The sequence below is a fragment of the Leptolyngbya sp. AS-A5 genome, assembly GCF_039962495.1.
In the GTDB taxonomy this organism is placed as follows: Bacteria; Cyanobacteriota; Cyanobacteriia; order Leptolyngbyales; family Leptolyngbyaceae; genus Leptolyngbya.
The window spans coordinates 1-24,843 of the sequence record NZ_JAMPLL010000029.1; the positions used below are offsets into that span (position 1 = coordinate 1).

Here is a 24,843-nt window from a genome sequence, read left to right on the forward strand (position 1 = left end):
CATTGCTTGATCGCCTGAGCTAATCCAAACGTTTGAACCGCATGAGGCAATGGAATGTAGAGGTGAAGTCCTTCTGACCAACTAGATCGAATAAGAATCGTGCGGCAAATCCCAATCGTCTCCAGTGCCGCTCTGATAAGGGTGAGCGTTTCAGGATTTTGGTAAGGGTGGTGCTGACCGCTGCGATCGATATCGATTAGCGCGTAGGAGGTCTGGGAATCGAATCGAACGCCAATTAATTTGGAATTATCCTTCCATTCCCGCCATAAAATACGCGGACGTATGGGATACTTAGTAACCGTCTGCCACTTTGGGGTAGTTTCGTTCGTTGAAATGATCGCATTCCAGAGATAAGGGAATGTCTCACATAGCCGTTTCCCAAGTGGGTCAAGGGGTAGCGGTTCTGAATATGGAGTTTCAGCAGACAGACTTACACTCATAGCGAATTTTGAGTATTATTGAGTCAGAAACTTCAAACCTATGAAGTCAAGACTGAATTATATATGCAAATTTCAGTAGTGGCTGAAAAAACTTATGAATTTTGCTCAAGCACTCGATCAAACTCTTGAAGAATTTGGCATCAGCGGCAAATGGCTCTCTGAACGCTCAGGAGTGAGCCAGCAAATGATTTCGGGTTTTCGGAAAGGCAATCAGCGCGTTTATTCCGATAGCCTAGAGAAAATTATTGCAACGCTACCGAATGACGCGAGACAGCACTTCTTTGGGTTGTTGGGTAGTCGAGTGCCCGAACAGAGCGGTACTTCATCAAATATTACTTCTGTGGTGGATCTTGCTTCCGTAGTAGAACGGCTAGACAAGCGACAATTGGCAGGGTTACTTTGTGCGATCGCAGATCGAATCGAGAATCAAAATTCTGCACTGGCAAAAGAATTACTTAGCGCATAGATAATTTGCTGAATACAAACATTCTCTCGCTGTAACATGGGTAGCATTGTGTTAGACCCAGCTACATGAGCAATAAGACTGCATCTATTAAAGTGGCAAGCATTCTAGCGATTCCACCTCGCATCAATCTCAATGACTTGTCCCAATTATCTCTACAGGTTCCGATAACTGAGGTTACTTGTCTTAGAAATCAATTGACCGAGATTGACTCTGAAAATCGAGCGAAAGTGGCACAGACCTTGAGAGCGGTCGCGCATCTCCTGGTGTCTGGAGCGTTGGTATTGTTAATAGCAATCTCGTATGAGTTGCGACAACAGACCAACGAGGGTTATTCGGCTCTACTGGAGCAGGGTCGATCAGAACGGGTTTAATTGGCTGAATGAGATGATACAGCCGCGTTAATGACATTGTGGCATTGATACAAATCTCGTTGACAGGCTCTATCTCTCAACCCTATTTTTTAGCCTCGCCATAGAGCAAATATTTTAAGTAACAAATAACATCAAGGACTGAGCGAACCTAGTTCAGTTCAAACTAGAGTGTTTTGTTGATCGCACGGACTTTTGGTAGAGGAAGTAACGATCACCATTCTTTGTCATTGTAGAGAGTACAAAGTAGCTACTATACTCCAGCAGTAAATATTAGTACGTTTAAACTAATAAAATGTCTTGATCATTTTTTATACCAGATGTAGAGTAGTGGCTATTATGTAAACTCTACCTGTAGCAGCGTACATAATCTTACCTGAACTTTTGGCAGTGTCAAGAAGATTTTTTTGCTGGGTTCTAATTCCCAGTAAAAAGCCCTCTGACCTAAATGCTTAGACTTCAGAGGACGAACAAAAATAATTGTGAGTTACATTATGCACACAGTCGACGAGTTCAACACAACCCCCCCCGACAAAAAGTTACGCACTGATGACACGAATGCGAAAAATCAAGCGTTTCCGCTTCCTCATCTCCAGACTTCTTCCGTGATTGAATTGAGCATTGCAGAAGAACGTCTCCGCCAAGCCCGCTACAGTTTCAATCTCGCTCTTATTGCCACGGGCATTTCTGCGCTCGTCGGTCTAGTCGGTGCAGGCTTGCTGCTCTCTGGCAAAGTTCCTGCAGGAGCGGTTACGGCTATCGGCGGATTAGCTTCGAGTGCCTGCTGCATCCGGTTTGCCAAGGATGCAAACGATCGACTTGATAAGTTGAGCGATTAAAACGTGGAAACGAGATCGCATTTCTCAACGTTTGAGCAAAGCGATCTCGTTTCTCCAAGACCTCAAATTCAGTCAGCATTAACGATCGTTCGAGATACCCTCATGATAAAGAAGGCTACATTCCCAAGAAAGTGAGGATGTTTGCTGCATTCGATAAGCTTCCTGGGCATGTAGATAGCGATGCTTGTCGTTGATTAGTTGTCCAGTAAATTTCGCCATCTGAGCGTACCGCATAGTGAACGACGCGATCAGGCTCTTGATGCCACATATAGAATCATCTTGCTTGCGCTTCTTTACCAGAGCAAACTTCTTCTACTAGCTGACTCGAAGGTTTCTCTAATACCTGTTGAAATCTCTCTTCCAATGCTTTTTTATAGTTTCCCAAACTAGCATACCTAAGCGCTAGAAGAGTCTTAATGGAGAAGATCAGCCACAGCGCCAAAACCCCTCCTGCAATGAAAACATCAACAGTTTGAGATGCGGCACGAATTGACAACACCGGACAAATCACACCCAGAGTAACGATGACGAAGGCGTAATTTAATTCAGTTGATCCCAATCTAGTAAACAACCATGTACGATTTCGCCTTTGATATCGTAAATTACTGCGGAATTGATGAATAAAAGTTTCCCAGTAAAGATCTGATCGTCGTGGCTCGATACATACTCTAATGTAGGTCGAGATAGTTAGAACTTCGTGAAAGGAGTGACGAATTTGATTCATTGTCGTGTAGAGAATTGCGATCGGGAGCAAAAAGACAAATGAGATTTTTGCACTAAACGCGAAAGCTAAAAGAGCGACTGTGGCGGTTACTCCCAAATTCATCAAGGTCAGTTCACGATTGAAAATCTCGAAGAGTTCGTGACGCAAAGAATTGTACTCTGCATCAGAGTGTGATCTGAAACCATCTTGGCTCATACATTATCCCTGTTCTCTTGAAAAGGTTAACTAGAAGTAGATAAGAGAAATATTCGGAAATCGAAGCTCATTATCGTTGCGAGAAACTGACCAAGAGTCGGTACTGATTCGAGTACTCGTCCTATCATCTTCACAACGCAACCTTTTAATTTCGGAGAGTATATTGAAAAAGTTTAACCTTCACCCGATTTCGCAAGCATGACAATTGACTTCCTCACCCGTTCGTGAAATCGATCGACATAACGATCCCCATCAAACTCAGTACACCAGAGATCGGACAACCCACTCAACTTCACCACAAGGTTATTTAGCTGCTTCTGATCGCCGCTCCGTACTCGTTCAAACACCTGATCAGCTTTGTCCCCAACATCAATAAAGCTCATCATGCCTAGAGACCCTTTAAGGGCATTAGAAGCAATGAAAATAATAGACCTGTTGGGAAATAATGAGAAAAATCGCTGAAACACTTACGCTAACTGTGTTTCAAGGATTTTGAGCAAAAAATCAATGAAATGCTTACCAGAAGCGGATTCCAAGGATTTTTGGGCTTCTTACCCAACAAGTCTAATGTCAAAACTAGAATCCGCTCTCTGTCGTGCTTCCTTTTGATTCTGTAGTTTGAATACGAAGGAAATGTCGCTCGTTTCAGCGTTGAATCTTAGAATCTCAAATCGTGTAAAAACGATTCTTAGATTCATTTGATCCTCCATTGCCATTAGTGTTTCATTATTTAATATCATCGCGTGGATCATTATGAATTCTTTTTCACTAACAATCGCTGAACAAACCGCAAGTTTATCCCACTCGATAAACGGTCTTACAAGCCATCTGGAACTCACACTCTACGCAGGCAGCGAGGATAAACAGCGTTTCTGAATTACATCTACCCTCATCAAAAACGCGATAAATTTGTCGTCTCCGAGTCTCATACGTTGCATCAGGATCGCCGTTCTCTCGTGCCAACTCTGCGTACTTTCGTGCTATCTCTGCCCTCCAATTCTTCTCACCCCAAACATCGATCGCCCGTTGCTCGATGATATCTAGATAATCTTTGCAGGTCGGAATCGCCATTCGCTCGATCAAATTCAGCATTGCTATTCTAGTGCTAATTCTGTCCACTTCGTTGATAGGTTGCTGCCGCTCCTAAGCCGCGAGGCTTACCTTCTCATTCAGCGAATCGGTCGCTATCGCTCCCAAGGCACTGAATGAGAAGGTCAAAATCAATCGATCTCTGCAAACATCTCGATTAGTTCATCGACTTGCTGAGAGGTCAACTGAGTCGGGTCAGAAGCATCGAAGTGATTCTGCATGAGAACCTTTACCGATTCGACATCCAGACCGATCGCTGTTCTCGCTGCTTTGACGCGATCTCGCTTTGATTGTCCCGTTTCTGGCATCTCAACGCCATCTGTAAGCCACATTAGAAGCAGTTCCGCCAACTCTCGACCGGGGTTAAGGTGAGTCGTATTGCTCAAACTAGGACAGCGAGATTTAGAAATCGTGAGTAGGTGATCAAGGCTCAGTTCTCCAGCCAAATCAAACTCGTATTCGATTCCTGCTGCCTGCATCGGTGCAGTTCCAACCTTCGTGGGAGCCAAGACCTCTTTACCGCTTTTGTTCGTCGTCGTGGTCATCACCCATTCCGTTTTGCTTCGCATTGTTCCGATCACATGAGCAGAACTCGAAAGCATCGCATCGATTAGGGCGCGTTCTAAGGGTTTCGCTTTTGCCCAATTTCTAAATTCTCCTCCTGCCATATCCAGCTCAGCAAACCAGGCATGGGAAAGGGAATCGATGATAATCACGTCATACCCTGATGCGTCGGCTGCTTTGATGGCTTCGACGTATTTACCAGGATGAAAGTCTTTCAGATTGCACACATCGAAATTGAAGATATCGGCGTATTTGCTGGCTGATCCGCGTTCGGTATCAATCACTGCGGTCGACTTTCCAAGATGAGATGAGATCGACAATGCCGAATAGGTTTTTCCTGATCCACTTGCACCAGATAGAGCAAGGCGTAATCGTGATTGGGTCTTTGTCGCTTTCTGAAACATGATGATTGTTAGTGATTGTTGAAGAAATGCGGGGCACGACTCCCGCGATCGTGCTGGCTCTGGTAATGTCGTTAGCTGTGTTGCCAAGAATGTCTAAGTCCGTAATCAAGATGGAAATTGTGTTCCGGTGGGTGTGGCATCTTGACCGCTAACTCTGCCCGTGTCATCCATTCAGGAATGTTGCGAATCTCGTAAGTCTTTAATCCAGTGCGAGAAGTGCCGAGCTTTCGATACTGTCGAGGGGTTTCAACTTGCCATCGATTAACAGATGGATCGAAGGTAAAGCGGTAGGTTTTGAGTTCGTGAATCATTTCTGCTCCCTCGGTGCGTTGTTAGAATTCTTCGGCGGTGTTGCCTGTCCGGTTCCGTTGCATCTGGGGCAATCTGCCAAGGTTTCGATCAGCGTCTCGTAGTAGCCGCGACCGTCACAGTATTTACATTTCATGAATGTTCTAGGGGTAAATGTGTTGAGGGGTAGTTTTGCGGCACTACCCAAGCCGGAATGAGCTAGAGACTCAGAAGCTCTCGCCCTTTGTCTTCCCAGGCTTCGAGAATCAGTTCAAAATTCTCAGGGTGCTGTGATTCGTACCAGCGCGAGGGAGTGAGTAAGCAATTTTTGCGATCAAGGGGGCAAGTCTTGCCGATTAGCACTTTGATGCTGTAGTTTTTAGGATTCATCACTACTACCTCAAATAGACGTGAGTTTTTTCGTATCCTTCCTCGTGTGAGTAGTAGGAATTGATAAAGGCATCATTCGCGATCGCTTCCCAGTCGATAAATTTGTCAAGCGTTGCCCAGTCAAAAACCTGGATTGCCTCGGCTGCTTCACAGATTCCCCCCTCTTCGCCTAGATGCTCCTTACAGAATGCAGCTTCAGACTTGTAGCAGCCGATGTAGTAATCGGTAAACTCATCGATCTCAGCATCATCGCCACGATGCGCGAAGTAACCTTTGATTGGTTCTTCTCCATGCTCATGAATGAGTGCGGCAACCTGGCAAAGCTTTTCGAGATCACAACTCGTAAACTCTGCAAAGTTCTCATAGTCATCAATTCGCCATTCTTCGCCCTCTGAACTCTTGAGCATTGCATCGATCGCGAATTGCACTTTATCCGGCTCGATACCTTCAAAGAACTCGACCCACACACCACGCAGGCGACCCGCGTTATAGGCTGCTAAGTCTGCAAAGTAAACTCTAGGTGTCGTCATTTGCTCTAGCTCCTACAGTGGGCAGTCAGAATCGAAGAATGGGCAATCTTTCGCACTATCCAAAGCACTATAAGAACAGGGAAGATCAGCACTAGCGCGAAGTTTGCAATAACTCGAAGTCATGATCGTTCTGCCGTCTGAGATTGCTTGAAAGCCTTGCGAGGGGACAAAATGCTTACACATCCCGCAGGTAGGCACAGAGCATTTAGGAACGTAGTTCAGGTCTTCTTCGGTCGGAAAATGGCGATCGGCAAAATGCCCATGTGTAAACAGATAATCAGACATAATGGAGTCTCCATCGTTGTTGGTGGATGCCCTCGCTGCAATGTTTCTCAGGCAATCAGCGAGGGTTTTGATTTTGGAAAGGTTAAGCAGTTTTTCGACTTGCTCAGGTCGTTGGATTGCGCCTACTTTGCACTTGTCCCTTTGTGCTGGCGGGTAGAGTTTCCTCTAGATGCCCTTCGCGTCTTACATCCGTGATTGAGCCTTTTAACGACTTGCTCAGGTCACAGCGCTAAACCTTCTTAGAAATCTCAAGTAAAAATTCTTCAAGCCCTACGAACTCCCACAGCTTCACCTCATGGGGAGTCGTCAATCGCTTACTGGGGCGTAGAAGCGCACGAGCAGTAGGGAAAAGCTCACGCAGGCGGGTAATGAATCGCTGTGCAGATTGTTCGCTTTTGAAGCCGACATAAGCTGTCTGCACCTTTGCCAGCCGTCCACCCTTGCCGGGTCGCTTTAGCGCTTTGGTCAGGACGTGAATGCGATCGCAAAGTTTTACTTGTGCGTATCCATCTTTGAGCAACTGAACGGAAACTTTAAGCTGTGGCATGGAAGAAAACCAAACTCTCTCTATGTCTATAATAGCCGTTTTTGTGACATTTTTAGCACAAACAGTATGTCTTTACTATCTCTTCACATATAAAAAAGCTCCTCTGCAAAGCACAGAAGAGCGATGGATACTGTAACGAGAGCAGATCACCAGGGGAGCGAGTTGGCAGGGTGAAGAGAGCCACCAGCACCGGAAGGGAAGGCAGAAAGGACAGACGAGAGCGCAGGCGGAACACACATGCAGAGAACCACACCAGCACCAAAAGAACGCCACGCAGGAAGGGGAGCCACACCCACAACAGAAACGCCAGAAGCCTGCACCCACTCGACAAAGCCCAGAGGCGCGACACCCTCGAAAGCGACGATGAAGCGATCGCAACCACGAGACACCACCCAAGCCGGAGTGAAGGGAAAGAGTAGAGATAACTGCATAAGAATCATTGAACATTTGTGCTAATTTTAGCACTAAAAGACTGAGCAAAAAACCGTGGAACACTGCTTGACAACGAGGAGACCCCAGCGCAACCCCGCCCCCTCTCACTCTCACCTTTCCGACCCCTCTTTACTAGCGAGTGAGCGCCCCAAGAAAAGGCAGACCACGCGGTTCGGTAGGCGTGGTAGGCTGCCTTTTTGGGCGCGAACGAGCGAAAAAGAGCGCGATAGCGCACCACTGTCCCCTTGGGGGTACGGGGACTCACCCAAGCGGTATAAGCGGCAATCACTTTGCGATCGTATCGATCAATCATCCGGGCGCTGGCGAGTTCCCACGAGCCTGCGCGAGTCTGAACAAAATAGCCTGCACCTCTTAGTGCGGGCGGTAAGGTTGGGGTGCTATGAAAGCTTCCGAGAATCGTCGCGAATGTAGCGTGTTGAATGAATCTTCAACCACATAGCTTATCGAAGGTAAAAAGCTATATGGTCATTGTCGTAATCAGAGAATTCATAGACTTTACTATTGCTGAGACCTAGGCGAATTTCTTGATAACCTGAGCGACGATATCCATCGTATCTAATGATGGGTTGAGAAAACGTTGTTACATTGCACGAATTACTTCCACGGGCTGCAGGATAAGAATGCTGTATTTGATATCCAGGATTTAGCTGATACTGCTGACCGTTAATTGCATAATACATGGGGGTTCTTGTTCCATTCTTGATAGTAAACTTATAATCCCGATGAGTCATGACTTGTAAACAAGATCCGCCGTCATCTCCGCTGCTACCTGGTCTTCCATTTACTATACAATCCGTTTCCCAAGGCCAACAGAACAAGTCAGCCTTAGCTGGTTCTGCAATAGCAGTCGCTGAACTAACAGAAGCGATAGTTAAGCCAACAGTAATCAAATTCTTTAGTTTAATCGTTTTCATTGTGACAACTCCTAGTAGGTAATTAAGTAACTCTCTTGCTTTACCCTTCTTATCAACATCGAAAACGGGAATAACAACACGCTTAGGGCCAAAGGCTAAAACCCGGAACACAATTTCGGGCACGGGAAACAGCACCCCTCCTCGCTGCTTGCGGCCCTGAACATCCTGCCCCTGCTACTTCATACGTTGCTAGAGTTGCTTGATCAAAAGTACAAGCTACTGCGATCTCACTTGCCGACGCGTAAGACCTTTTTTGATGGTTTGCAGGCGTTGACCCGATACATGTATTTCGATAGTTGGGATCATCTGCTCACCTTCATGTTGGAAGGTCTAGAGCTAGACATCCCGCCCAATACTAGCTGAATTGCCATACTGAGAATTGCTGGTAACTAGAATAGTTCCTTGAATTGATTCCTGATGTAGAGTAAGTGAGCTTGGAGAGGTGCTAATCAATAACTTCGTGAAGCTTGAAGTATCGTAAGAGATTAGCTCTAATGCTCCCAATTATACAGAATAGGAATCTACAGAAATCTGCTTGGGTACTGCATGCGATGATCAAATCCATGAACTAAGAAAGCGATATTAGCCTCCTAATCCAGTAATGGAATGATTGAAGTGAGATTTAGAAGCTAACTTGCTTCTGATCCCAAATTACTACGAATTATCGAACGGGGAACAGAAAGAAACTTAATTTTACAACTACCGGATCCAATACTCACATTGCACGATTAGAGGTGTCAAGTTAGTTGCGGCATGTCTCACTGACCTACGAGCAATGTTAAATCGAACAATCTGCTAGACCGCGATCGCACTTTCCAGAAACCCTCGCCATCCCCCATCAAAATGCTTCTCAACCCCTAGAACAACTTCCAAATCGAAGAGTTCTTCTAATTCGTCCTCAGTTTCACGCCAAGAGCAATCGAGCATCCATTCACGCGCTTGAACAATCTGAGGTGCTGAAATGTTGTATTGGATGCTTTTTAAGGTAACGACCATGATTTCGATAAGAAGCGGATTGATCTAGGGATTCCCGATCGCACAACTTCTTAATCAATGGGAACTCATCTCAGCGATCGCATCTCCAAAAATTACTTCCTACGGTCGTGCGGGTGCGTTCCTACCCCAACCCTCCCGTCAGCAACATCGATCGAAAACCAACGCAGGCAGGTCTATTGTACGCCTGATGATCCCGTATCAAGGGCTGCGCAAGTGGCGGCTATGGTGCTTCGCGCTATTTTGTTGGTTCCGCTACGCTCCACAATTCGCCACCCTTGACACTGGTTCGTCGGGTTCCAAGCCAAAACAGCCAAAGGCGTATGTAAGCCGCGTTGCGTTTGGTTTTTGTGTATGCGATCTGTTCCGTTTAAGTTCGTTTCGGGTTTGGCTGCTGAGTTCGGTGCTGTGGAGTGTTTCTGGCGCGAGTCAGATCGGTCGTTTACTGGTTTCGTGGCTGAGGTCTGGTTCTCTGAGTTGCCTCGTGACTTTGCGGTTCGCTGGGCGCGTGTGGTTGGCTACTCGGTTCGCGTTCGTTGTGTGTCTTCTGGTCACAGTCGGTTTGCGGTTTCTGTACCTTGTGTGGTTCCCTTGGGTTCTGTCTCGCTCGGTGCTGTCTCTCGTGGCTCCCGTGTGCGACTGAGCTAGCGTTCTGGGGGCTTCGACTCCCTTCTTTGCGATGAGATTTCTAAAGTGGCTTTAATTTTGAGCCAATCATCAAAACTAGATTTGCTTACGCGAATAGAACTAATTCTGGCACTATTTGTTTACGTCTTCAAATCTAGTTTTAACGATGAACTTGAAGATTAGAGTTAGAGATTAGAGTTAGAGATTAGGGCTAGTATTAGAGCTAGTAATAAACTTGGACATCAGAGCTAGTAATAGACTTAAAGATTAGACTTGATATAGAGCTAAAAACGCTTCCGTACAAGAACTCCAAGCTTTTTATGAATTGTCTAATCTAGCTATAATAGCGTTTATGAAAACTACAGGATGAATCATTTTTTCGACAACTGAGATCGCAAAAGAAACGAAGTTGCGATCGCAAATAATAGCTTGGCAATTGTTAATTTTGTATGTTAACGTTGTATAGTTCAAAGCAATAGTTAAAGACAAAAAAGTAGAACGCCTTTAATAGTTTGCGACCTACTAAACGTTCTACCTTTTTGGTTACTATTGCAGCCCTCATATAAGGAGTACTGCTCTCTATGCCCAATTCTAACTCAAATCTCGATCGATGGGCTGCTCTCGTAGGCATCCCGTTTCTCATCCTTGTTTTGTCTAGCTATACCTTGAGCAGCAAGATTGAATCATCTAATGGTGTAAAAGTCGATGTGTTGTTGGTTCCACCTGAAAATCACCAGACTAAATAGGGTTTGAGCAGAAGCTAAATTAACTTTAGTTTCTAAAAAACACCTCTCATAAGACTGGTTTACAACGCTGTTCACTGAGCTATCTCGGTGAGCAGTTTTCTCATGCTTGCCATAAAAAAGACCCTCGAAGGCAAAGGGCCTGAATTATTGAGTTTGGTTTTGTGTGCCGTCAGTTCTCAGGTTTTACAACAATCACACGCTTCTGAAGTGGCTGCTCTGGTAAGTGAGCTTGCACCATCACCTTTGAGACCTTCGCTCTTTTTGCGATCGCTGCAATCGTCGTCTCGGTCTCTATCGCTTGTCTGAGTCTGTCGAGGCTATTCATGGTCGGTTGCCTGGATTTCTAGGGTTGCCTGGATCGAGTTCAGAGGGAAAGTAGAACCCTTGTTCGTCTACCTCAAAGATAGCAGTATTGAACTTTGCAGAATCACTCACTTCTGACGGGTCACGACCATCTTTAGTACGAAGGTCAGAACCGCCATCATATTCCTCAAATCGCGCAGCATGATCGAGCGTTTCTTTCTTGCTGTGATTCATGTACTGAATCTCTGAATTAGTATCGGTAAAACTCTCAGTATCGTCACTTTCATTACCAAAGAAGATTCTGGAGAAAATTGACATTATTCACCTCACTTCGGTTGATACTGAACGCCTTGGGAATCAAGCTCAAACTCACCAATCACAAATTTCTGTCCAGCCTCAACTTCATAAGGCAGAGAGGGATCGATCGATGATTCATTCCAAATGACATTCGCCCCCTGCTCGATCGCATTCGATTCGGCTTCAACTGCATCGGTGAGGTTGCCTATCTGGTACGTATTGCGTGAGCCAGTATCGCTAAAGTCTCCGTCCTTATCATCAGATTCCATAATCCAAACTTGTTTAGGCATTAGGGTTCCTCTCGGTTGCAATGGTCATCTTTGTCAATGGAATTTTTAGGAGCGCTCCCAAGACATAGGAACTCTGTGAAGCCCTACATCCCTTTCTGTATTAGGGTTTGCAGAATTCTCAAAGTTATCGTCATTTGAAAGCATACACATCTTTTCAGATTGAATCAATAGTTTTTTGAAAAGATGTGTATATTTATTCGCTTTATCTATGAACGATCTAAAGTGTGTGGATACCTAAAAAAGCATACACACTTATACGATGAGTCAGTCCCTATCTGATGTCCCGATGCCCCGACAAAAAGGCGTTCCTGCCGATCGAGATGAAATCAAAGAACGCCATAACGTGATGGTCAGTCCTTCTGCGTGGGAAGGATTGGACACGATCGCAAAAGAATTAGGTTACAAATCGCGCTCTGACCTGATTGAAGGAGTAGGACGCAGAGAGGTTGAACTGACTAGAAAGCCCGAAACTGATGAGTGATGTTCAAGACGAAGCGCAAAGAATTCTCGATTGCCTTGCCGCTCTGCCGTTCGAGAATTGCTACCGACTGAGCCGTATGTTTAGGAATGTACCAACTAATCCCGCTCTCTATGCGGTTCGTCATCGCGTTGATGGAATTCTGTATCTGGGCACAACGAACAACCTGAGAAGGCGATTTAGGGATGGACATAAAGCCTTGAGTTGGGCATTCGTTGATCGCTATGATCCAGATGATGTCAGAATCGCACCTGCATTCTTGCCGCCAAGTACGGCGCAACATTCAAAAGAGCTTGAAATCCTGATGATCCGAATCGCGCAACCAAGCTATAACAGTCTTATCAAGTAGGAGAAATGATCATGCAAACCGAACACCTTTCGCCGGAAGCTGCTCAGATTATCCTGAATACGCTGCCTGAGAGAATTCAGTTAGGACTTCGCGCTTATGCGGCTCAAATTGACTACCCAATCGAGTTGGTGATCGAGATGATGATCGCTGGGTTCTTAGACGAAGATGCGATGACCTTTGAAGGATGCAAACCGCTTAGAGGCATGAACTTCGTGAAGGTCGCAAGTTAAGTTCATCGAGCATTCAGTAAAGTGAAAAGCCACAATCATGATCGATCGTGGCTTTTTTGGTGAGAGATTGGCGATCGCGGTTTCACTCCCCCTGCCCAAACCGCTCCATCATCGACTTCGCCCGTTTCTGGTTTGCGATCGATTGCCGATATTCATTCTTCTTCTTCGCTCCCCCTAGAACATTCCGTAGCGCGTCTGGATTCCCCTCGCAGTATTCAAACATCGCTTCGATCAACACTTCCCGACAAATCCCGTTCTCCCGGCAGAGTGCCTGTAAGCGATCGCTAACTTCAACCTCCAGCCGCAATGTAGTCTGCTTCGTCTCTAGAGGTGGCATCACTTCTTGAGGAATAGGCTGCGGAATATCTGGGTTTATAGGTTTCTGTAAGTCTAGATATCTCGATGTCTCGATATCTGTATTAGCAGTAGTCGAACCTAGTGAAGTATCTCGACTGGGGACAGTTGGGCGATTTCGGCTCCTCAAGCGTTCTAAAGCATCAGGCATAATCAGTTTCCAGAAGTAGGGATTGCATAGATTCTATAAGTACAGATATCTAGATATCTAGACTACTTGATATTAATACTTCAAGAGAGCTTTTTGATAATTTCCTCAAAGGGATACTGCAAGTCACTCTGTCCAAGCTCAGAAAGCAACTTGCCTTGACGAATCGCAGCTTTGAATTTCTCAGACTCTCGAATCGATGGAAAGATCGGGATATCCCCAGCAAACTCTCTCATTGCCTCAATATTTTGCCGACCTTCGAGCGTTTGAGTATTGCCGACCCAGCGATCGCGAAATGGAATAATCCCCAAAACCTGACCCGTGAACGCCATCAGATTCGCCTGCTCATTCAGAAAGTCGAGCGTGTCAATCAGGCTGTTCATCCCTTTCACGTTGGCTTCGACTGGAATGAGAACGTAGTCAGATGCACCAACCGAAGTAAGACAGAGTTGAGATCGGGAAGGCTGCACGTCAATCAGAACGTAATCGAACAGATCGGCAACTGACTTGAGCCGCAATTTCAGAATGAATGCGCCCGTTCCACTGCTGCTGAGAAAATCGGAGACTTTGAAGAGTCCGCGATCAGCAGGAATCAAGAACAGGTTCTCGTAGCTAGTGGCGTAAATTCCATCCTCAGTCTTCACCGCTCCGGTCAGCACCTCGAATAAACTCGGCTGGTTGGGCTGGACTTCGTGATTTAGATAAAAGGTGAGATTGGCTTGGGGGTCAGAGTCGATCGCTAGAACTTTCTTCCCTTGTTGAGCCAGTAAAAGCGCTGTGAAAAAAATACTGGTTGTCTTGCCTTGTCCACCGGAGAGCGAGATACAGGAGCAAGTTTGCATAGAAGGTATCTCAATTCAATAGATTGAGAGTACAGACATTAGCCCAATATGTCTAGAAGTGTAGATATCTTGATATCAAGATATCTAAAAAGTAAAAAACGATACAGATTGCGATTGAGGGAGATTTGTGATCGCATTTTTGACTTATTCGCTAATCATGCCGCACTACTTATAGCAAGTCGGAGCGGCTCCACCAGGGCGAGAGTAGGCAGATCGCCCGCCACAACTCCGACCTCGTTTATCTGTATCGTAGGGACATTCACAACTTCCAGACACAGACTCTCGAATCGGGATGATTGCTTCAGAGGAGGGGGAAGGTAATATCAATGGCGAGGGTGATTCTGTTGAATTTTGCCGCGCGATCGCTACAAATTGACCATTCACCCAACCTGTTGCCCCAGATTGAAATTTGACTTGATACCAGATCTGACTGTCATCACCTTGCTTCTCACCCAAAATTTGAACCACATCGCCTGTAATTCCATAATGTCGAGCCACTGAACGAGTGCTAGCATCTTCACGAACGTTGATTTGAGCGTTTGAATCTTGAGCGGTGAGTGTTCCTTGCCGATTGCCCGATGATGGTGCAACCGTCGAACTCGGTTTCTCGATCGTCGGAGTCGGAGGAATCGGTGAGGGCGTGACGGGCGTTGGAACAGGTGAGGGAGATTCAGAAGGAGAGGGAGCGATCGCGGTATTTTGAGGCTGGGTGGAACAGGCTGCTAGAAGAAGCAAAACTGCAAGAAATCGGATTGAGAGCTTCATCACTGGTACTTGGTGCAAGAATAAGAACCAGCTAATCGCGAGAATTTATAGTTCGTATCTAGCCATAGAAACAATTCCAGTCCTTCAAGACATTGGTTTAGCTTTCTCAGTGTTAGTTAGCGCGAGAATCTCAAAAGGCTTTTAGATTGCTTCGATCAACAGGATATTGTTACAGCGCCCCACAACTCGGACATGATCACCGAGTTTAAGCGCGAGAGGACGATACGAACGCGCAATCCAGTAAGTTGCTTGGAAGGCGATTTGCCATTTTTCACCTTCATCGAGAACATCAACGACAGTTCCTTCATTCTCAACTTTTAGAGTATTAGGCACAGAATAAAGCCAGTGCAACATGGGAAAAGCTCCTAATCTTAAATAACATCTATACCTATAAGTGAACGAAGAAGAAACAGTGTAACGCACTTGGCTCAATTGCCTGAAATAATATTTGATTGATTCAATGTCCTTTCTAAAGAGAAACATTTGTAAAACACGAAATCAATGCGTAGATTATAAACCTTAAAATAGTTTAGTCACTAAACTTAAACTCATTGCACTAATACTTAGAACAACACAATTTTGCACGAATAGACAGCTTCTACGTCAATGGTGATACTGGAATGCCCAAAATTTCTCAGCATTCATAGAATTGCTAAGTGATGCCTGGGCAGGACGAGACTGTAGCCCCAATATAAGGATTACCTCGCCATGAATGACTTCACCTCGCTCGACGATTCAAGCACGGCTGTACCTCCTACTTCAATTAGCATCAGCAGCACAGACCAAAATACTGTTCTTCTTGACCCTGCTACACTCAAAACTCTAGATCAGATTAGTTCTTTAACCCTCATCTGCATTACGGTTTGGCTATACCTGTATACCACTGTGCGAGTCTTTTCTAACAGCGTCCGACTGATGGAGCAGATTAACCGCTTTATTGAACTGCTGGTTAAGAAGAATTAAGCTTTATCTTAACCCCTTGTCTTGTATAGATGAGGGGTTAGGTGAAACATCCTTTAGAGTTGGCGAAGCGGTTCATACTCGCCACCTGATTCGTGAAATAGACGACGCAATTCGCGTTTGGCGCGAGTTGCCCTCTGACGTAGAGCTTCTTCGCTAGGCGCTTCACCATCGCGTTCAAGTAGACGTTTCCGAATAGCAGACCAGGATAATTTCTCTAAAAATCGCCAGTCCATTAATTCTGCAACCCTTGGATTCTCAGATCTGTACCTCTCAAGTACTTTCAGAAAAATTGTAAAATTGTGATTGCGGCTCTCTTCGCAACGATCACCAGATTCAGATAATGTATCCAGAACGGCTGCTTGTGGATCGGTAGGCAGTTCTCTTCTTCGCTGGCGAGAGCGTTCAAGAACAATATAACGAGCAGTTCCTTTGATCCAGGGTCTACAGCTAGTAATTCGAGTTCCTTGGTCGGTTGCTCTCAATCCCCTTAAATAAGCCTCATGTAATATGTCAGCAGGCTCAACGTGAGAGTCTAGCTTAAATTGCTGAATATAATGCCTCACCATTGTAATTATCGAGTAAGCGTGTGGACTATCTTGGCTAAGGATCTGATCCATCACTTCATCAAGCGCTCTTCTCTGACAATCCTTTTCTGAGTCATTCATAAGGGTTCTAATGTGAGGGCTTCATAGATTAAGTGTTACTAAATCTAAAGTTGTGACATCTGCGTGACAGCAACTATTGGTTTTTAGGGTTCTCAGCTAGATAGAAATTTGTACTCAGAACTTTTAGAGTAGATATGTGTCACATTCTTAGCCCCGTTGACACTTGATGTATGGAGGCGATTCAATCGCTATCACCATTACCCCTATTTTCTGGAGTCTAAGCCTAATTTATTAGGAGACAGAACTCAAAGCTTTACTTGCTTTTGAACAAGGTAGCGGTGCTGGAATTGTCTTGTCTTAGTAACGCGCACAGGAAAACATTATGGACAGCTTCATTCAAGAATCACAAAAACGTCTGGCTGTACTCCAAGAGTACTACAAGCTGGAATGTCAGCGAACGTTAAGTGATCCAGAAATAGATCGGGTTCAGGAAATTTTAGAGCAGGCACAGAAAGATCCATTGCTTGACTTTCTGATCGATGAGATTGATCACATTTTAGGGCACGAATTCGGATTGATCGATGAACAGTTCATCCAGCAGCAGCAGCAGAAACTTGAATCAGTGATCGATTCAGCCTGGATGGAGCATTTATTAAGCAGCTATACCTGCGAATCAGATTTACCTTCGTTGCAAGAAGCCCAAACTCGTCTAAAGCAAGAGGGACTTTATAACGGTCAAATTGATGGCGTTTTCGGTCCAATTACCAAGCAAGCATTTCGAGCGCTGCGACGTAGAATTCAGGAGCGACTTGAGAAGCAAGGACTTCCTACAGATTCGATTGATGGAATTCTAAAAGAGGATCAAAGTGTGATTGAAAGGGTTTATCGAGAAGGAAAGAAGCTTGATCTTCAAGGGGTTGAGTTACTCAATTTAGAGGCAAAGTTTTCGTGAATAGAATGAGAGCCTCTGACTGCTTTATGGGTGTAATTTAAGGTGATGAGGAGTTCCAGAGCAAGAATTACATTCTTTAACTCTTGTTCTGGAACACAATTCTATATGTCCATCAGTTCTTGGTCACACTTGAGAGACTACCGAGTTAGATGCTGCATTTGGAAGCTGAGAAGCTCACCTATCCTCCTTCGCTTCAATCACCTTCTGAACGTCTTCCGGCACATCTGAGAGAAAGTCATAGCCTGTCAGCTTCTCAAGCTCATCCACCGTCGTCAGGTAATCGGTGTAGCTCTTTCTCTGAATTCCTACAATATTCGGCATATTCACCGCAATCACCCGTGTCTTCTCAGTCACGCCTCGATTGCCCAAACCAGGACGATCCAGCACCACAACGATCTTCCACAGTGTCGCTGGAACGGTCACTTTATTTTTGCCAATCTCGGTTGCAAAGCCTTTTGTCCCGGTTCCCCCTTTGCCGTTACCACCTGCAATGATATAAAGTTCATTGCCCTTCTGCGCTAGATCTCTGGATAGGTCTTCAAGTTGCAGCCAAGGACCCCCATTGTTGTCTTGCGTCTGCGGCAGAATGTTAGTCATGAAGAAGGTCGCACAGTTGTCGGTCGTACTCCTAGAACGATCCCCTGATCTCGTCATGTGCCCTCGACTAAATCCACTGCCCGTGTAATCATTCGGTCGAACAGCAACGAAGTTCTTGGGTAAGTCAGGATCAGGGCTGAAACTTGAACAGCGATCGACACTGCCCAACCAGAACGAATTCAACTGCCAACTCACCCAATTCGCAATCCGCTTGCTGTTGTTGTAGGACAGAGCATACTGTCGCCGGATCAGGAGATAATCGTCCTCATTCGTAGGATCAGTGGTTGCAGCGCTGGGAGTTCCCATAATCAGGTGAGCGCTACCATTATTCCGAGCCTCAGAAATGCTACTTTGAATGACAATCAGCGCACAAACTAGGATGCTGAAGAACACATAGTAAATTCTTCTAATCTTTGTCGCCTGGAACACATTTATAAACATTTCAAACCCCCTCCCTGAAATGGTTTGCACGGTTATTGTATGGGAATTTGTATAAAACTATGCAAGAAGATGATCGAACTTATGAACTCGTTGCAATGCTGGAAACACTCGTCGAAAATCTCACCTGGATGAGTGAAACCGATGCACCGATTCAGGTCGTTTGTTGGGAGAACCGCACTGCGATCGAGACAAAGGAACAGCTTCTAGAACAAACGAAGCATTCTGCGTCCGCTCCCGTTGAAATAGTGGATTTAGATAAGTTTTTTGCGCCAGTCATTACGGAGCAAGACTGGTTTGGGGATGAAGAGAAGGAAACAGCAGCGAGATATAGATCGCTTCTCTCGGTACTTAAAGAGAAGCTTTCCGATATCAAGGTTTATCGGGTGGGAGAAGTTGAAATCGATGTCTACATTGTTGGGCTAACTGAGGCGAAAACCGTTGTAGGGATCGCGGCTCAGGTTGTAGAAACTTAGAGTTGATGTGCGATCGCGTCTTCTACACAATCATCCTATCGACACTAGGCATCGGAATTCAAGCGGCAAGGGATGACGATAACCGAGGTAATGGTGGCAGCGTTGGAAGCGAGGTTTGGGAGACCGGAGTAATGAGATGTAAGTGGTAAATCAGAAATCTGGTTATCTGGTTCATCAGACATGATGAATTCTCGATCATCCTGACACTCCCGATAACAGTCTGAAAATTGTATTGGTGGACTGAAGCTACTTTACTTTTAGTCAAGCCTCCACTGCTTCACGCTTTTAGATTCACAAGGACAATGAAACCATTCTTTCTCTCACTGACAATTGCCTCGACTCTTCTAGTTCCACTATCTCTGCACTCTTCCACTCTGGCAGAATCGAATTCTGTCTCGGCATCAACGATTAAATCAAGCGAGAAAACTTTCAGCACTCGTAGATTCTCAGTTCGATTCCCGGATCGCTGGATTGTGGGGCAGGGAAGTGGTCGAGTAACGCTCTACAATCAACAGCGACCCAAACGAGGTGGTGGGGGCGCTCCTCCTTTCCTCATCAAAACCGAAATTTACATCGTTCCAGGCAGAATCGATGAAACCTCTGAATCCTCGAACAGAAGGGCTACCAATAGAACAGTCAAAGTTCAGAAGCTGACGATCAACGGTCAAGCTGCTTCCCGTCAATGGTGGGATGAAGGAGAATTCGACTTTCCAAATGGCGTGATCACTTACATTCCACTTAAAAGTAATGAAACGGCTATCCTGGCGAGCTTCTACAGTCCAGAGAACCGAGATGCTGAAAGCGCGATTGTACGGCTTCACAACTCGTTCAAGTTACGCTAATAGCTCCGAATGCGATCGGATGCCAATTAACGAGATCGAACTACATGAGGTTCACAGCAATGAGCCTTACCGTTTCTTGTAACTTAGAAATTCAAATGTGAGATCGCATCCTCCACCTGCTGCTCACTCACCTCTAAATATTTCTGCAATGCCGTCAGCGTCTCATGTCCAGAGACTTCTTGAATTACGCGGCTAAATCTTATAGCAACTCCCCATCTGCATCAACTTCTTCCCGCCGCACGTCCACATACAAGGCAAGATTACTCAAACTCGCGTGTCCCGTTCGAGCCTGAATTCTTCGCAGTGGAACCCCTGCATCATGTAGCTTCGTAATTCCAGTGCGCCTGAAACTGTGTGTCGAAACTCCCCTCCAACCTAAATACTCACAGGCTTCTCTCAGTGCCAAATCTGCGGCTTGTCGTGTTAAATGTCCTTTGTGCCGACCTGGAAACAGATAACCTGAATTGGGCAGTTGAGTTTCCTTAAACAACGCCTGTAATTTTGTTGGAATTTTCACCTCACGAGTTCGCTTAGTCTTCGTGGTCACTCGTCGGAACACAATGCGATCGCCAACCACATCTTGAGCTTCTAATTTGAGCGCTTCACTCACTCGGCAAGAAGTGTAGTAGCAGATCGAGAAAATTAGTCTCATCCTGGGACTCAATCCAGCAAATAAGATTTCAAGTTGATCATCACTGAGTGTTTCTGCCTGTCCGTTGCGATCGACTTTCATAATTTCATTTGACTTGCTCTTTTGCTATTTTAGCAAGTCAATTTTAACCAACTCATAAGGCTTTCAGGAGTTGGGCAAGAAATCAGCCTAAAAACTACCCTTTTATTGAGAATGCCCCTGCCTTATTGCGACTGAAATATAAGGGTCAACTCGGTTAGCTCAGTTAACGCTCGTGGCTCACCTGTCGATCGTGGGCATCCTATTCTCAGCAGGTTAACTCGGTTGTCCTCGATAACAATTTGTTCTTTCAACCATGCCAAAACGACATCAACATATTGTTCCTCATCCTCAAGGGTGGGCAGTAAGGAAAGAGGGGAGTAAGCGGGTGACTGCCATCTTTGACACCCAGGAAGAAGCAATCGAATACGGGCGAGAACTGGCGATTACTCAACGCTGTGAATTGGTGATTTTTAATCGGCAGGGTGTGGAGCGCGATCGCAAGAATTATCGCAAACCTCGATCCCAACGTTTTTATCCCTACTTCATTCCATCAGATAGCGCATCGGACAACTAGAACTATGGGACAACCAATGGTCGGGGCGAAAGTCCCTTTTAGCTGGAAAAACCAGATAAAACGGATCACCCAGGAAACGGGCAAAAGTGAAAGTGACATCGTTCGAGAAGCGCTCGGACAATACCTTGGGCATACTGACCCCGATTCAGTTGAGTCACTGATGAAACGGGTGGCGAACCTGGAGCGGCAGATCAAGAAGCTGGCTCAATTGGTGACGAGTTGAGGGCAACGTAATTGATGCAGAATTACAGTTATGAATAAGAATTTGAAGTCATGACCCAGCCGCACGACGATCACTTTCCCTCACAATGCGATCGCTGTCTCTACAACACTCGCAACCTTCATTTACCCTGTGCGGTTCATCCTGTCAGAATCACCGATAATCAATGCCCTGATTTCAAGTTGGATGCTGCATTGCCAGTCGATGAATTGTGGGAGCCAGAAGGGGCTTCGTATTATGGCGATGAGTTGGTGATCAATCCTGTTCAGCGTTGGACAAGGGAACAGCAGATTGCTTTGTTGAGCTGGCATCCGATGTTTACGGGAAGATGTCCGAATTGTGAGAGAACCATGCTGCAAACTCATCCGGCGCGGGTTCACTGGGACTGTAAGCATTGTGGATGGAAGGATGATTCAGTTTAGATGCTCCAATAAAGCTATGCAGAGATGAAACAGGCAGCTTGAGCAGGAATTTTAGCGTTTAACATACCAGGTCCCGCCTTTCTTAGCTCTCTTAGCTTTCTGCCTTACCTGCTCGAAAAATGTGTTGTCATCATTGTATTCACTGACAATCCATTCGATAAAAGCCTGACTGTATTGCTTTGGAGAACCTGGCACTGAACTTAGATAGTAATAGTCTGGTCGTTTAGTGATATCAAAGATTTTAACGATACACTGAATATCATATTGACTGATAGTTGTACCATTTAATGAAGCATTAACTTGTGCTATCACATCTTTCTGACGATGCGGATGAGTTTTACTAGCGTCTTTCGCTACTTCAATAAGATGAGTTGGTAATCCTTCTGCTCCAGATGTTAAAACGATGTCAGCATTAGAGGGATTTTTAACCAATGCAAGCTTATAACCGATATCTATAGAAAATTCAGAAGGTTTACCAAGGCTGTTGAATTCTTTCTTGAGTTCTGCCTGGAATTTCATTAGATACATGGCAGTATCAGCCCCTATTTGCCGACGAAGAGCTTTATTATTTAAATCAAAATCATCCGGGCTGAAATCATAAACAATTGTCATCATTCCGATTGGAACGCGATCGGAAATAGAAATACCAAACCAAGCATTCAAGTGTTTGTGATAGTTCAGAACACACGACTGAAAAAGAGATAAAATCTCCTTGGGAACTTGACTAATTACTAGATGTGTTGATTCGTCTCTCAATTCTTCAATAAGCTCAATATTTCGACGCACCGGACTTCTCGTATCGATGAAAACCTCATTGAGGCACTTTCTAAGGGAGATAGATCTGGCTTTCTGGGTCTCTTTATTTGAGTAGAAAATAGATGATTTTTTATTGTTGGCTTCATGCAAAATTTTAGCCTTGAGAAGCAGTTCCCAAGCATTACAAATCAAATAGGCAAAAGTCTCAATCCTGTACTTAATTGATAAGCGATTAATAGTTTCCAGAGATAAAACGTACGCCTCGATACTTTTGTCTAATAACTTGCCTTTGAGTCCTGGATTACCACTCTTTCTTTGCATTTCTATTGAGAAGCCTGTCTAACACGCTTGATAAATATTACAGCCATTCTCATTTTTAACTTACTGTATAAATCATTCAGAGTGTAATCAAGAAACTTCAAACTTCTGAAAAAGTGTTCTTCTTAGGTCCTCTATCGTCTCGCAAAGTAAATCTGGCTTACTCTGCAAAAGTTGCTCTCTCTCCAAAGTTCCCCACATTGCACCGATGGAGAAAACGCCAGCACTCTTGGCAGATCGGGTGTCTTTTGCTGCATCTCCAATTGAGATTGCGCTCTTAGCTTCCACGTTCAATTTCTTAAGAGCTAATAAGATTGGCTCTGGATGTGGTTTTTTGTTGGAAGTATCATGATAGCAAACCGTAGCATCAATGTTCCAACCCCATCTTGTTACCACTCGATCACAATAAGGCTGAGGACTGGAAGTAACAATACAGATTGGTAAACCTGCAATTTTAAGATCAGCAAGTAACTCCGTCATTCCTGGATAAGGTAGTAGGCTTGGAATCATCTGATAAACGGATTGCCAATTTCTAGCTCGCCGTTGAGATTCCGCTAACTGAGAATTGATGAGTGTTTGATCGAGATCAATCAAAATAGCCATAGATGAAGTCACAAAAGAGCGTATTAAAAGAGAAGTTCAAACCTGTTTATGTCTTCTAGGAACTGCCAAGGGTGTCCATCAGGATCTTTCTTACTACTCCAGTCACCGAAGTCATCTTTCTTCTTTCTTGTCCGCAAGGTGTTAGTACTTACTTGAAGTCGCATGGCTAACTCTTCTTGGGTAAGGATATCTGAGTCGAGAGAAGTTCCTGTTGTGGACACTTTCATAGTGACACTAGGAGGTTTAGCCTCAGCAGTTTGCTGAGTTGTCTCTTCCAGAAAAGAGAGAGCTAGTTGCCCTGAATCAGCTTTGCGTACAGGAGAGAGTTCTTCCGGTCTAGAACCAACGTTTGTTTTTAGGTATTGTCTAATTAGTGTCTCCGTAACCTGAATAGGAGTTTGACCTTGCATGTGGCATCGTTCTACAAACTGTTCTTGCTCGTTTTTACTCAAAGTTAGATTCAGACTAAACACAGCATCAGCATCAACAGTAGGCTGAACCTCTTCAAGGTCAATCTCATGAGATTTCTCAGAACGAAGCTCAGTTATCTCTTTTTTAGGATCAACGTTGAAGACATACTCTAAGAAATCATCAATCTCATTAGGGTTCCATAATGGAACTGCTTTCTTCTCCTGAATGAGTTTGAGGTTGCCCCTAGATTTATCAGACTGATGATGAGCTGGATAGTTGAGACAAGCTAGCGTTCTGCCCTGCTCAAGACAAAAGCCAGCAGTGTGCATAGTTCCACCCTTTACATCTGTCTCAATAATCAAAACAGCAGAACTTAAAGCACTTTGAAGGCGATCGCGTTCAACAAATGAACTTTTGAAGGGCTTCTGACCTAATTGATACTCGCTAACCAAACATCCACCAGAAGCAACGATTCTATCTGCTAGATCGCGATTTACGGCTGGGTAGATCATATGCAGCCCATGAGCCATGACAGCTACAGTAAATCCTTGAGCGTCTAGACATCCTTCATGGGCTGCCGTATCACAGCCTTCAGCTAAACCACTAACAATAGTCAATCCTTGCTCAGCAAACCTTTTAGCGATTCGTCTTCCACTCTTTCGACCCTGCTCAGTAGGTGAACGAGTTCCAATTACAGCAATTGATTGTTCTGGCTTTAGGGAATCCATGTTGCCTCTAGCATAGAGAATCATGGGGGGATCGGGAATGTTCTTTAGCTTCTCTGGGAATTGAGGCTCGCCAATTCCAATGATGTCAACACCAGCGTTTTCAGCATTAGAGAGCGCTCTGTCGAAATTGAGAAGACCTTGTTCTAGTTGAGCAAGTTCAGGAACTTTTAGATGAGAAACGTTCTTCTTGACCTCTGCTAGGGCATCTCTTAATTCACGCGGATTTGTAGGAGAAAAAGTCAGGCAGCTAAGGAATTGTTGCACTGTTTTTCTGCCAAATCCCGGCAATGAAAGCAATGTGAAGATCAAAGATCTATCAAGTTCCTGATATGTCACGTTTGGGTCTC

At 45.0% G+C, this 24,843-nt stretch carries 40 protein-coding genes and 2 pseudogenes; 15 read left to right on the forward strand and 27 right to left on the reverse strand.

The genetic code is table 11. The features are described 5' to 3' along the window. Positions 1–440, reverse strand: a pseudogene (locus tag NC980_RS21445) (hypothetical protein); the annotation flags it as partial. A gap of 94 nt (positions 441–534) precedes the next feature. Here NC980_RS21445 and NC980_RS21450 point away from each other — a divergent pair. The 3 genes from NC980_RS21450 (at position 535) to NC980_RS21460 (ending at position 2,113) form a co-directional block, all read left to right on the forward strand. Beyond that, complete coding sequence (locus NC980_RS21450) at positions 535–906, forward strand: hypothetical protein (protein ID WP_131603929.1); 372 nt, start codon at positions 535–537, stop codon at positions 904–906. Positions 907–971: 65 nt separating this feature from the next. Further along, complete coding sequence (locus NC980_RS21455) at positions 972–1,277, forward strand: hypothetical protein (RefSeq protein WP_206753793.1); 306 nt, start codon at positions 972–974, stop codon at positions 1,275–1,277. Between the two features lie 491 nt (positions 1,278–1,768). Beyond that, positions 1,769–2,113 carry a hypothetical protein gene (locus NC980_RS21460; RefSeq protein ID WP_242026516.1) on the forward strand — a complete coding sequence of 115 codons (345 nt, stop codon included), beginning with the start codon at positions 1,769–1,771 and terminating at the stop codon, positions 2,111–2,113. Between the two features lie 274 nt (positions 2,114–2,387). On the opposite strand, the gene NC980_RS21465 is transcribed toward NC980_RS21460, so the two are convergent. The 12 genes from NC980_RS21465 to NC980_RS21520 all read right to left on the reverse strand — a co-directional run bounded on the left by NC980_RS21465 (position 2,388) and on the right by NC980_RS21520 (position 8,619). Next, the gene (locus NC980_RS21465; protein ID WP_348254067.1) at positions 2,388–2,672 is read right to left on the reverse strand and encodes a hypothetical protein; all 285 of its coding nucleotides are present in this window, start codon (positions 2,670–2,672) and stop codon (positions 2,388–2,390) included. A gap of 533 nt (positions 2,673–3,205) precedes the next feature. Next, entirely contained in the window at positions 3,206–3,418 is a 213-nt protein-coding gene (locus NC980_RS21470; protein ID WP_190375118.1) for a hypothetical protein, read from the reverse strand. A gap of 409 nt (positions 3,419–3,827) precedes the next feature. After that, positions 3,828–4,124, reverse strand: a complete 297-nt coding sequence (locus NC980_RS21475; RefSeq protein ID WP_190375119.1) for a hypothetical protein — start codon at positions 4,122–4,124, stop codon at positions 3,828–3,830. 128 nt (positions 4,125–4,252) lie between these two features. Next, a complete protein-coding gene (locus tag NC980_RS21480; protein ID WP_348254068.1) occupies positions 4,253–5,176 on the reverse strand; it encodes an ATP-binding protein in 924 nt (307 codons plus the stop codon). Beyond that, positions 5,161–5,400 (reverse strand): hypothetical protein, encoded by a 240-nt coding sequence (locus NC980_RS21485; RefSeq protein WP_190375121.1) that lies wholly within the window; start codon positions 5,398–5,400, stop codon positions 5,161–5,163. The genes NC980_RS21480 and NC980_RS21485 overlap by 16 nt, the downstream gene beginning before the upstream one ends. Further along, the gene (locus NC980_RS21490; protein WP_190375122.1) at positions 5,397–5,534 is read right to left on the reverse strand and encodes a YuiA family protein; all 138 of its coding nucleotides are present in this window, start codon (positions 5,532–5,534) and stop codon (positions 5,397–5,399) included. Before NC980_RS21490 ends, NC980_RS21485 begins: the two co-directional genes overlap by 4 nt. A gap of 62 nt (positions 5,535–5,596) precedes the next feature. Beyond that, positions 5,597–5,767, reverse strand: a complete 171-nt coding sequence (locus NC980_RS21495; protein ID WP_190375123.1) for a hypothetical protein — start codon at positions 5,765–5,767, stop codon at positions 5,597–5,599. 5 nt (positions 5,768–5,772) lie between these two features. Further along, positions 5,773–6,297, reverse strand: coding sequence for an antirestriction protein ArdA (locus NC980_RS21500; protein WP_190375124.1), 525 nt, complete (start codon positions 6,295–6,297; stop codon positions 5,773–5,775). 12 nt (positions 6,298–6,309) lie between these two features. Continuing rightward, the gene (locus NC980_RS21505) at positions 6,310–6,582 is read right to left on the reverse strand and encodes a hypothetical protein (RefSeq protein ID WP_190375125.1); all 273 of its coding nucleotides are present in this window, start codon (positions 6,580–6,582) and stop codon (positions 6,310–6,312) included. Positions 6,583–6,811: 229 nt separating this feature from the next. Then, the gene (locus NC980_RS21510) at positions 6,812–7,129 is read right to left on the reverse strand and encodes a hypothetical protein (RefSeq protein WP_190375126.1); all 318 of its coding nucleotides are present in this window, start codon (positions 7,127–7,129) and stop codon (positions 6,812–6,814) included. A gap of 146 nt (positions 7,130–7,275) precedes the next feature. Further along, positions 7,276–7,560 carry a hypothetical protein gene (locus NC980_RS21515; RefSeq protein WP_190375127.1) on the reverse strand — a complete coding sequence of 95 codons (285 nt, stop codon included), beginning with the start codon at positions 7,558–7,560 and terminating at the stop codon, positions 7,276–7,278. A 462-nt stretch (positions 7,561–8,022) separates the two neighbouring features. Beyond that, complete coding sequence (locus tag NC980_RS21520; RefSeq protein WP_190375171.1) at positions 8,023–8,619, reverse strand: hypothetical protein; 597 nt, start codon at positions 8,617–8,619, stop codon at positions 8,023–8,025. On the opposite strand from NC980_RS21520, the pseudogene NC980_RS21525 reads away from it, so the two are divergent. Beyond that, positions 8,554–8,859: pseudogene (locus NC980_RS21525) on the forward strand (ISNCY family transposase); the annotation flags it as partial. The gene NC980_RS21520 and the pseudogene NC980_RS21525 overlap by 66 nt on opposite strands. Before the next feature lie 432 nt (positions 8,860–9,291). Here NC980_RS21525 and NC980_RS21530 read toward each other — a convergent pair. Then, positions 9,292–9,492: a peptide ABC transporter substrate-binding protein gene (locus NC980_RS21530; protein WP_190375128.1), complete on the reverse strand. Its 201-nt coding sequence runs from the start codon at positions 9,490–9,492 to the stop codon at positions 9,292–9,294. Positions 9,493–9,843: 351 nt separating this feature from the next. Here NC980_RS21530 and NC980_RS21535 point away from each other — a divergent pair, with 351 nt between their 5' ends. Beyond that, positions 9,844–10,137 (forward strand): hypothetical protein, encoded by a 294-nt coding sequence (locus NC980_RS21535; RefSeq protein WP_190375129.1) that lies wholly within the window; start codon positions 9,844–9,846, stop codon positions 10,135–10,137. 894 nt (positions 10,138–11,031) lie between these two features. Here NC980_RS21535 and NC980_RS21540 read toward each other — a convergent pair. From NC980_RS21540 to NC980_RS21550, 3 genes are read right to left on the reverse strand one after another with little or no spacing between them, the layout of a single operon-like run. Further along, positions 11,032–11,187 carry a hypothetical protein gene (locus NC980_RS21540; RefSeq protein ID WP_190375130.1) on the reverse strand — a complete coding sequence of 52 codons (156 nt, stop codon included), beginning with the start codon at positions 11,185–11,187 and terminating at the stop codon, positions 11,032–11,034. Beyond that, positions 11,184–11,483 (reverse strand): hypothetical protein, encoded by a 300-nt coding sequence (locus tag NC980_RS21545; protein WP_190375131.1) that lies wholly within the window; start codon positions 11,481–11,483, stop codon positions 11,184–11,186. Before NC980_RS21545 ends, NC980_RS21540 begins: the two co-directional genes overlap by 4 nt. 8 nt (positions 11,484–11,491) lie before the next feature. Then, entirely contained in the window at positions 11,492–11,752 is a 261-nt protein-coding gene (locus NC980_RS21550; protein WP_190375132.1) for a hypothetical protein, read from the reverse strand. Between the two features lie 259 nt (positions 11,753–12,011). Here NC980_RS21550 and NC980_RS21555 point away from each other — a divergent pair, with 259 nt between their 5' ends. From NC980_RS21555 to NC980_RS21565, 3 genes are read left to right on the forward strand one after another with little or no spacing between them, the layout of a single operon-like run. After that, positions 12,012–12,233, forward strand: coding sequence for a hypothetical protein (locus NC980_RS21555; protein WP_190375133.1), 222 nt, complete (start codon positions 12,012–12,014; stop codon positions 12,231–12,233). Next, entirely contained in the window at positions 12,226–12,579 is a 354-nt protein-coding gene (locus tag NC980_RS21560; RefSeq protein WP_190375134.1) for a GIY-YIG nuclease family protein, read from the forward strand. The genes NC980_RS21555 and NC980_RS21560 overlap by 8 nt, the downstream gene beginning before the upstream one ends. An 11-nt stretch (positions 12,580–12,590) precedes the next feature. After that, positions 12,591–12,809, forward strand: a complete 219-nt coding sequence (locus NC980_RS21565) for a hypothetical protein (protein ID WP_190375135.1) — start codon at positions 12,591–12,593, stop codon at positions 12,807–12,809. 82 nt (positions 12,810–12,891) lie between these two features. Here NC980_RS21565 and NC980_RS21570 read toward each other — a convergent pair whose 3' ends face one another. The 4 genes from NC980_RS21570 to NC980_RS21585 all read right to left on the reverse strand — a co-directional run bounded on the left by NC980_RS21570 (position 12,892) and on the right by NC980_RS21585 (position 15,272). Further along, positions 12,892–13,314: a hypothetical protein gene (locus tag NC980_RS21570; protein ID WP_242026517.1), complete on the reverse strand. Its 423-nt coding sequence runs from the start codon at positions 13,312–13,314 to the stop codon at positions 12,892–12,894. An 80-nt stretch (positions 13,315–13,394) separates the two neighbouring features. Continuing rightward, the gene (locus NC980_RS21575; RefSeq protein WP_190375136.1) at positions 13,395–14,153 is read right to left on the reverse strand and encodes a ParA family protein; all 759 of its coding nucleotides are present in this window, start codon (positions 14,151–14,153) and stop codon (positions 13,395–13,397) included. A 165-nt stretch (positions 14,154–14,318) separates the two neighbouring features. After that, positions 14,319–14,918, reverse strand: coding sequence for an SH3 domain-containing protein (locus tag NC980_RS21580; RefSeq protein ID WP_190375137.1), 600 nt, complete (start codon positions 14,916–14,918; stop codon positions 14,319–14,321). A 141-nt stretch (positions 14,919–15,059) separates the two neighbouring features. Further along, the gene (locus NC980_RS21585; RefSeq protein ID WP_190375138.1) at positions 15,060–15,272 is read right to left on the reverse strand and encodes a hypothetical protein; all 213 of its coding nucleotides are present in this window, start codon (positions 15,270–15,272) and stop codon (positions 15,060–15,062) included. Positions 15,273–15,626: 354 nt separating this feature from the next. On the opposite strand from NC980_RS21585, the gene NC980_RS21590 reads away from it, so the two are divergent. After that, positions 15,627–15,881, forward strand: a complete 255-nt coding sequence (locus NC980_RS21590; RefSeq protein ID WP_190375139.1) for a hypothetical protein — start codon at positions 15,627–15,629, stop codon at positions 15,879–15,881. A gap of 53 nt (positions 15,882–15,934) precedes the next feature. Here the strand turns inward: NC980_RS21590 and NC980_RS21595 are convergent, their stop codons facing one another. Beyond that, complete coding sequence (locus NC980_RS21595; protein WP_190375140.1) at positions 15,935–16,546, reverse strand: sigma-70 family RNA polymerase sigma factor; 612 nt, start codon at positions 16,544–16,546, stop codon at positions 15,935–15,937. Between the two features lie 322 nt (positions 16,547–16,868). Here NC980_RS21595 and NC980_RS21600 point away from each other — a divergent pair, with 322 nt between their 5' ends. After that, complete coding sequence (locus tag NC980_RS21600; protein WP_190375141.1) at positions 16,869–17,438, forward strand: peptidoglycan-binding domain-containing protein; 570 nt, start codon at positions 16,869–16,871, stop codon at positions 17,436–17,438. Positions 17,439–17,612: 174 nt separating this feature from the next. Here the strand turns inward: NC980_RS21600 and NC980_RS21605 are convergent, their stop codons facing one another. Further along, positions 17,613–18,476, reverse strand: coding sequence for a DNA/RNA non-specific endonuclease (locus NC980_RS21605; RefSeq protein ID WP_190375142.1), 864 nt, complete (start codon positions 18,474–18,476; stop codon positions 17,613–17,615). 59 nt (positions 18,477–18,535) lie between these two features. On the opposite strand from NC980_RS21605, the gene NC980_RS21610 reads away from it, so the two are divergent. Together NC980_RS21610 and NC980_RS21615 are read left to right on the forward strand one after the other, a co-directional pair. Beyond that, positions 18,536–18,949, forward strand: a complete 414-nt coding sequence (locus NC980_RS21610; RefSeq protein WP_131604112.1) for a nuclease A inhibitor family protein — start codon at positions 18,536–18,538, stop codon at positions 18,947–18,949. A gap of 302 nt (positions 18,950–19,251) precedes the next feature. After that, positions 19,252–19,791 carry a PsbP-related protein gene (locus NC980_RS21615; protein WP_190375143.1) on the forward strand — a complete coding sequence of 180 codons (540 nt, stop codon included), beginning with the start codon at positions 19,252–19,254 and terminating at the stop codon, positions 19,789–19,791. Between the two features lie 199 nt (positions 19,792–19,990). On the opposite strand, the gene NC980_RS21620 is transcribed toward NC980_RS21615, so the two are convergent. After that, a complete protein-coding gene (locus tag NC980_RS21620) occupies positions 19,991–20,524 on the reverse strand; it encodes a site-specific integrase (protein WP_190375144.1) in 534 nt (177 codons plus the stop codon). A gap of 253 nt (positions 20,525–20,777) precedes the next feature. Between NC980_RS21620 and NC980_RS21625 the strand changes: the two genes are divergently transcribed. From NC980_RS21625 to NC980_RS21635, 3 genes are read left to right on the forward strand one after another with little or no spacing between them, the layout of a single operon-like run. After that, complete coding sequence (locus NC980_RS21625; RefSeq protein ID WP_190375145.1) at positions 20,778–21,038, forward strand: DUF2188 domain-containing protein; 261 nt, start codon at positions 20,778–20,780, stop codon at positions 21,036–21,038. A gap of 4 nt (positions 21,039–21,042) precedes the next feature. After that, entirely contained in the window at positions 21,043–21,261 is a 219-nt protein-coding gene (locus NC980_RS21630) for a hypothetical protein (protein ID WP_190375146.1), read from the forward strand. Between the two features lie 50 nt (positions 21,262–21,311). Further along, entirely contained in the window at positions 21,312–21,680 is a 369-nt protein-coding gene (locus NC980_RS21635; protein WP_190375147.1) for a hypothetical protein, read from the forward strand. Positions 21,681–21,731: 51 nt separating this feature from the next. Here the strand turns inward: NC980_RS21635 and NC980_RS21640 are convergent, their stop codons facing one another. From NC980_RS21640 to dprA, 3 genes are all read right to left on the reverse strand, one after another. Continuing rightward, positions 21,732–22,757: a DUF3644 domain-containing protein gene (locus NC980_RS21640; protein WP_190375148.1), complete on the reverse strand. Its 1,026-nt coding sequence runs from the start codon at positions 22,755–22,757 to the stop codon at positions 21,732–21,734. A gap of 87 nt (positions 22,758–22,844) precedes the next feature. Next, on the reverse strand, positions 22,845–23,357 hold the full coding sequence (locus NC980_RS21645; RefSeq protein WP_190375149.1) for an HAD family hydrolase: 513 nt from the start codon (positions 23,355–23,357) through the stop codon (positions 22,845–22,847). A 23-nt stretch (positions 23,358–23,380) separates the two neighbouring features. Then, positions 23,381–24,832, reverse strand: a complete 1,452-nt coding sequence (dprA, locus tag NC980_RS21650) for a DNA-processing protein DprA (RefSeq protein ID WP_190375150.1) — start codon at positions 24,830–24,832, stop codon at positions 23,381–23,383. Positions 24,833–24,843: the final 11 nt, after the last annotated feature.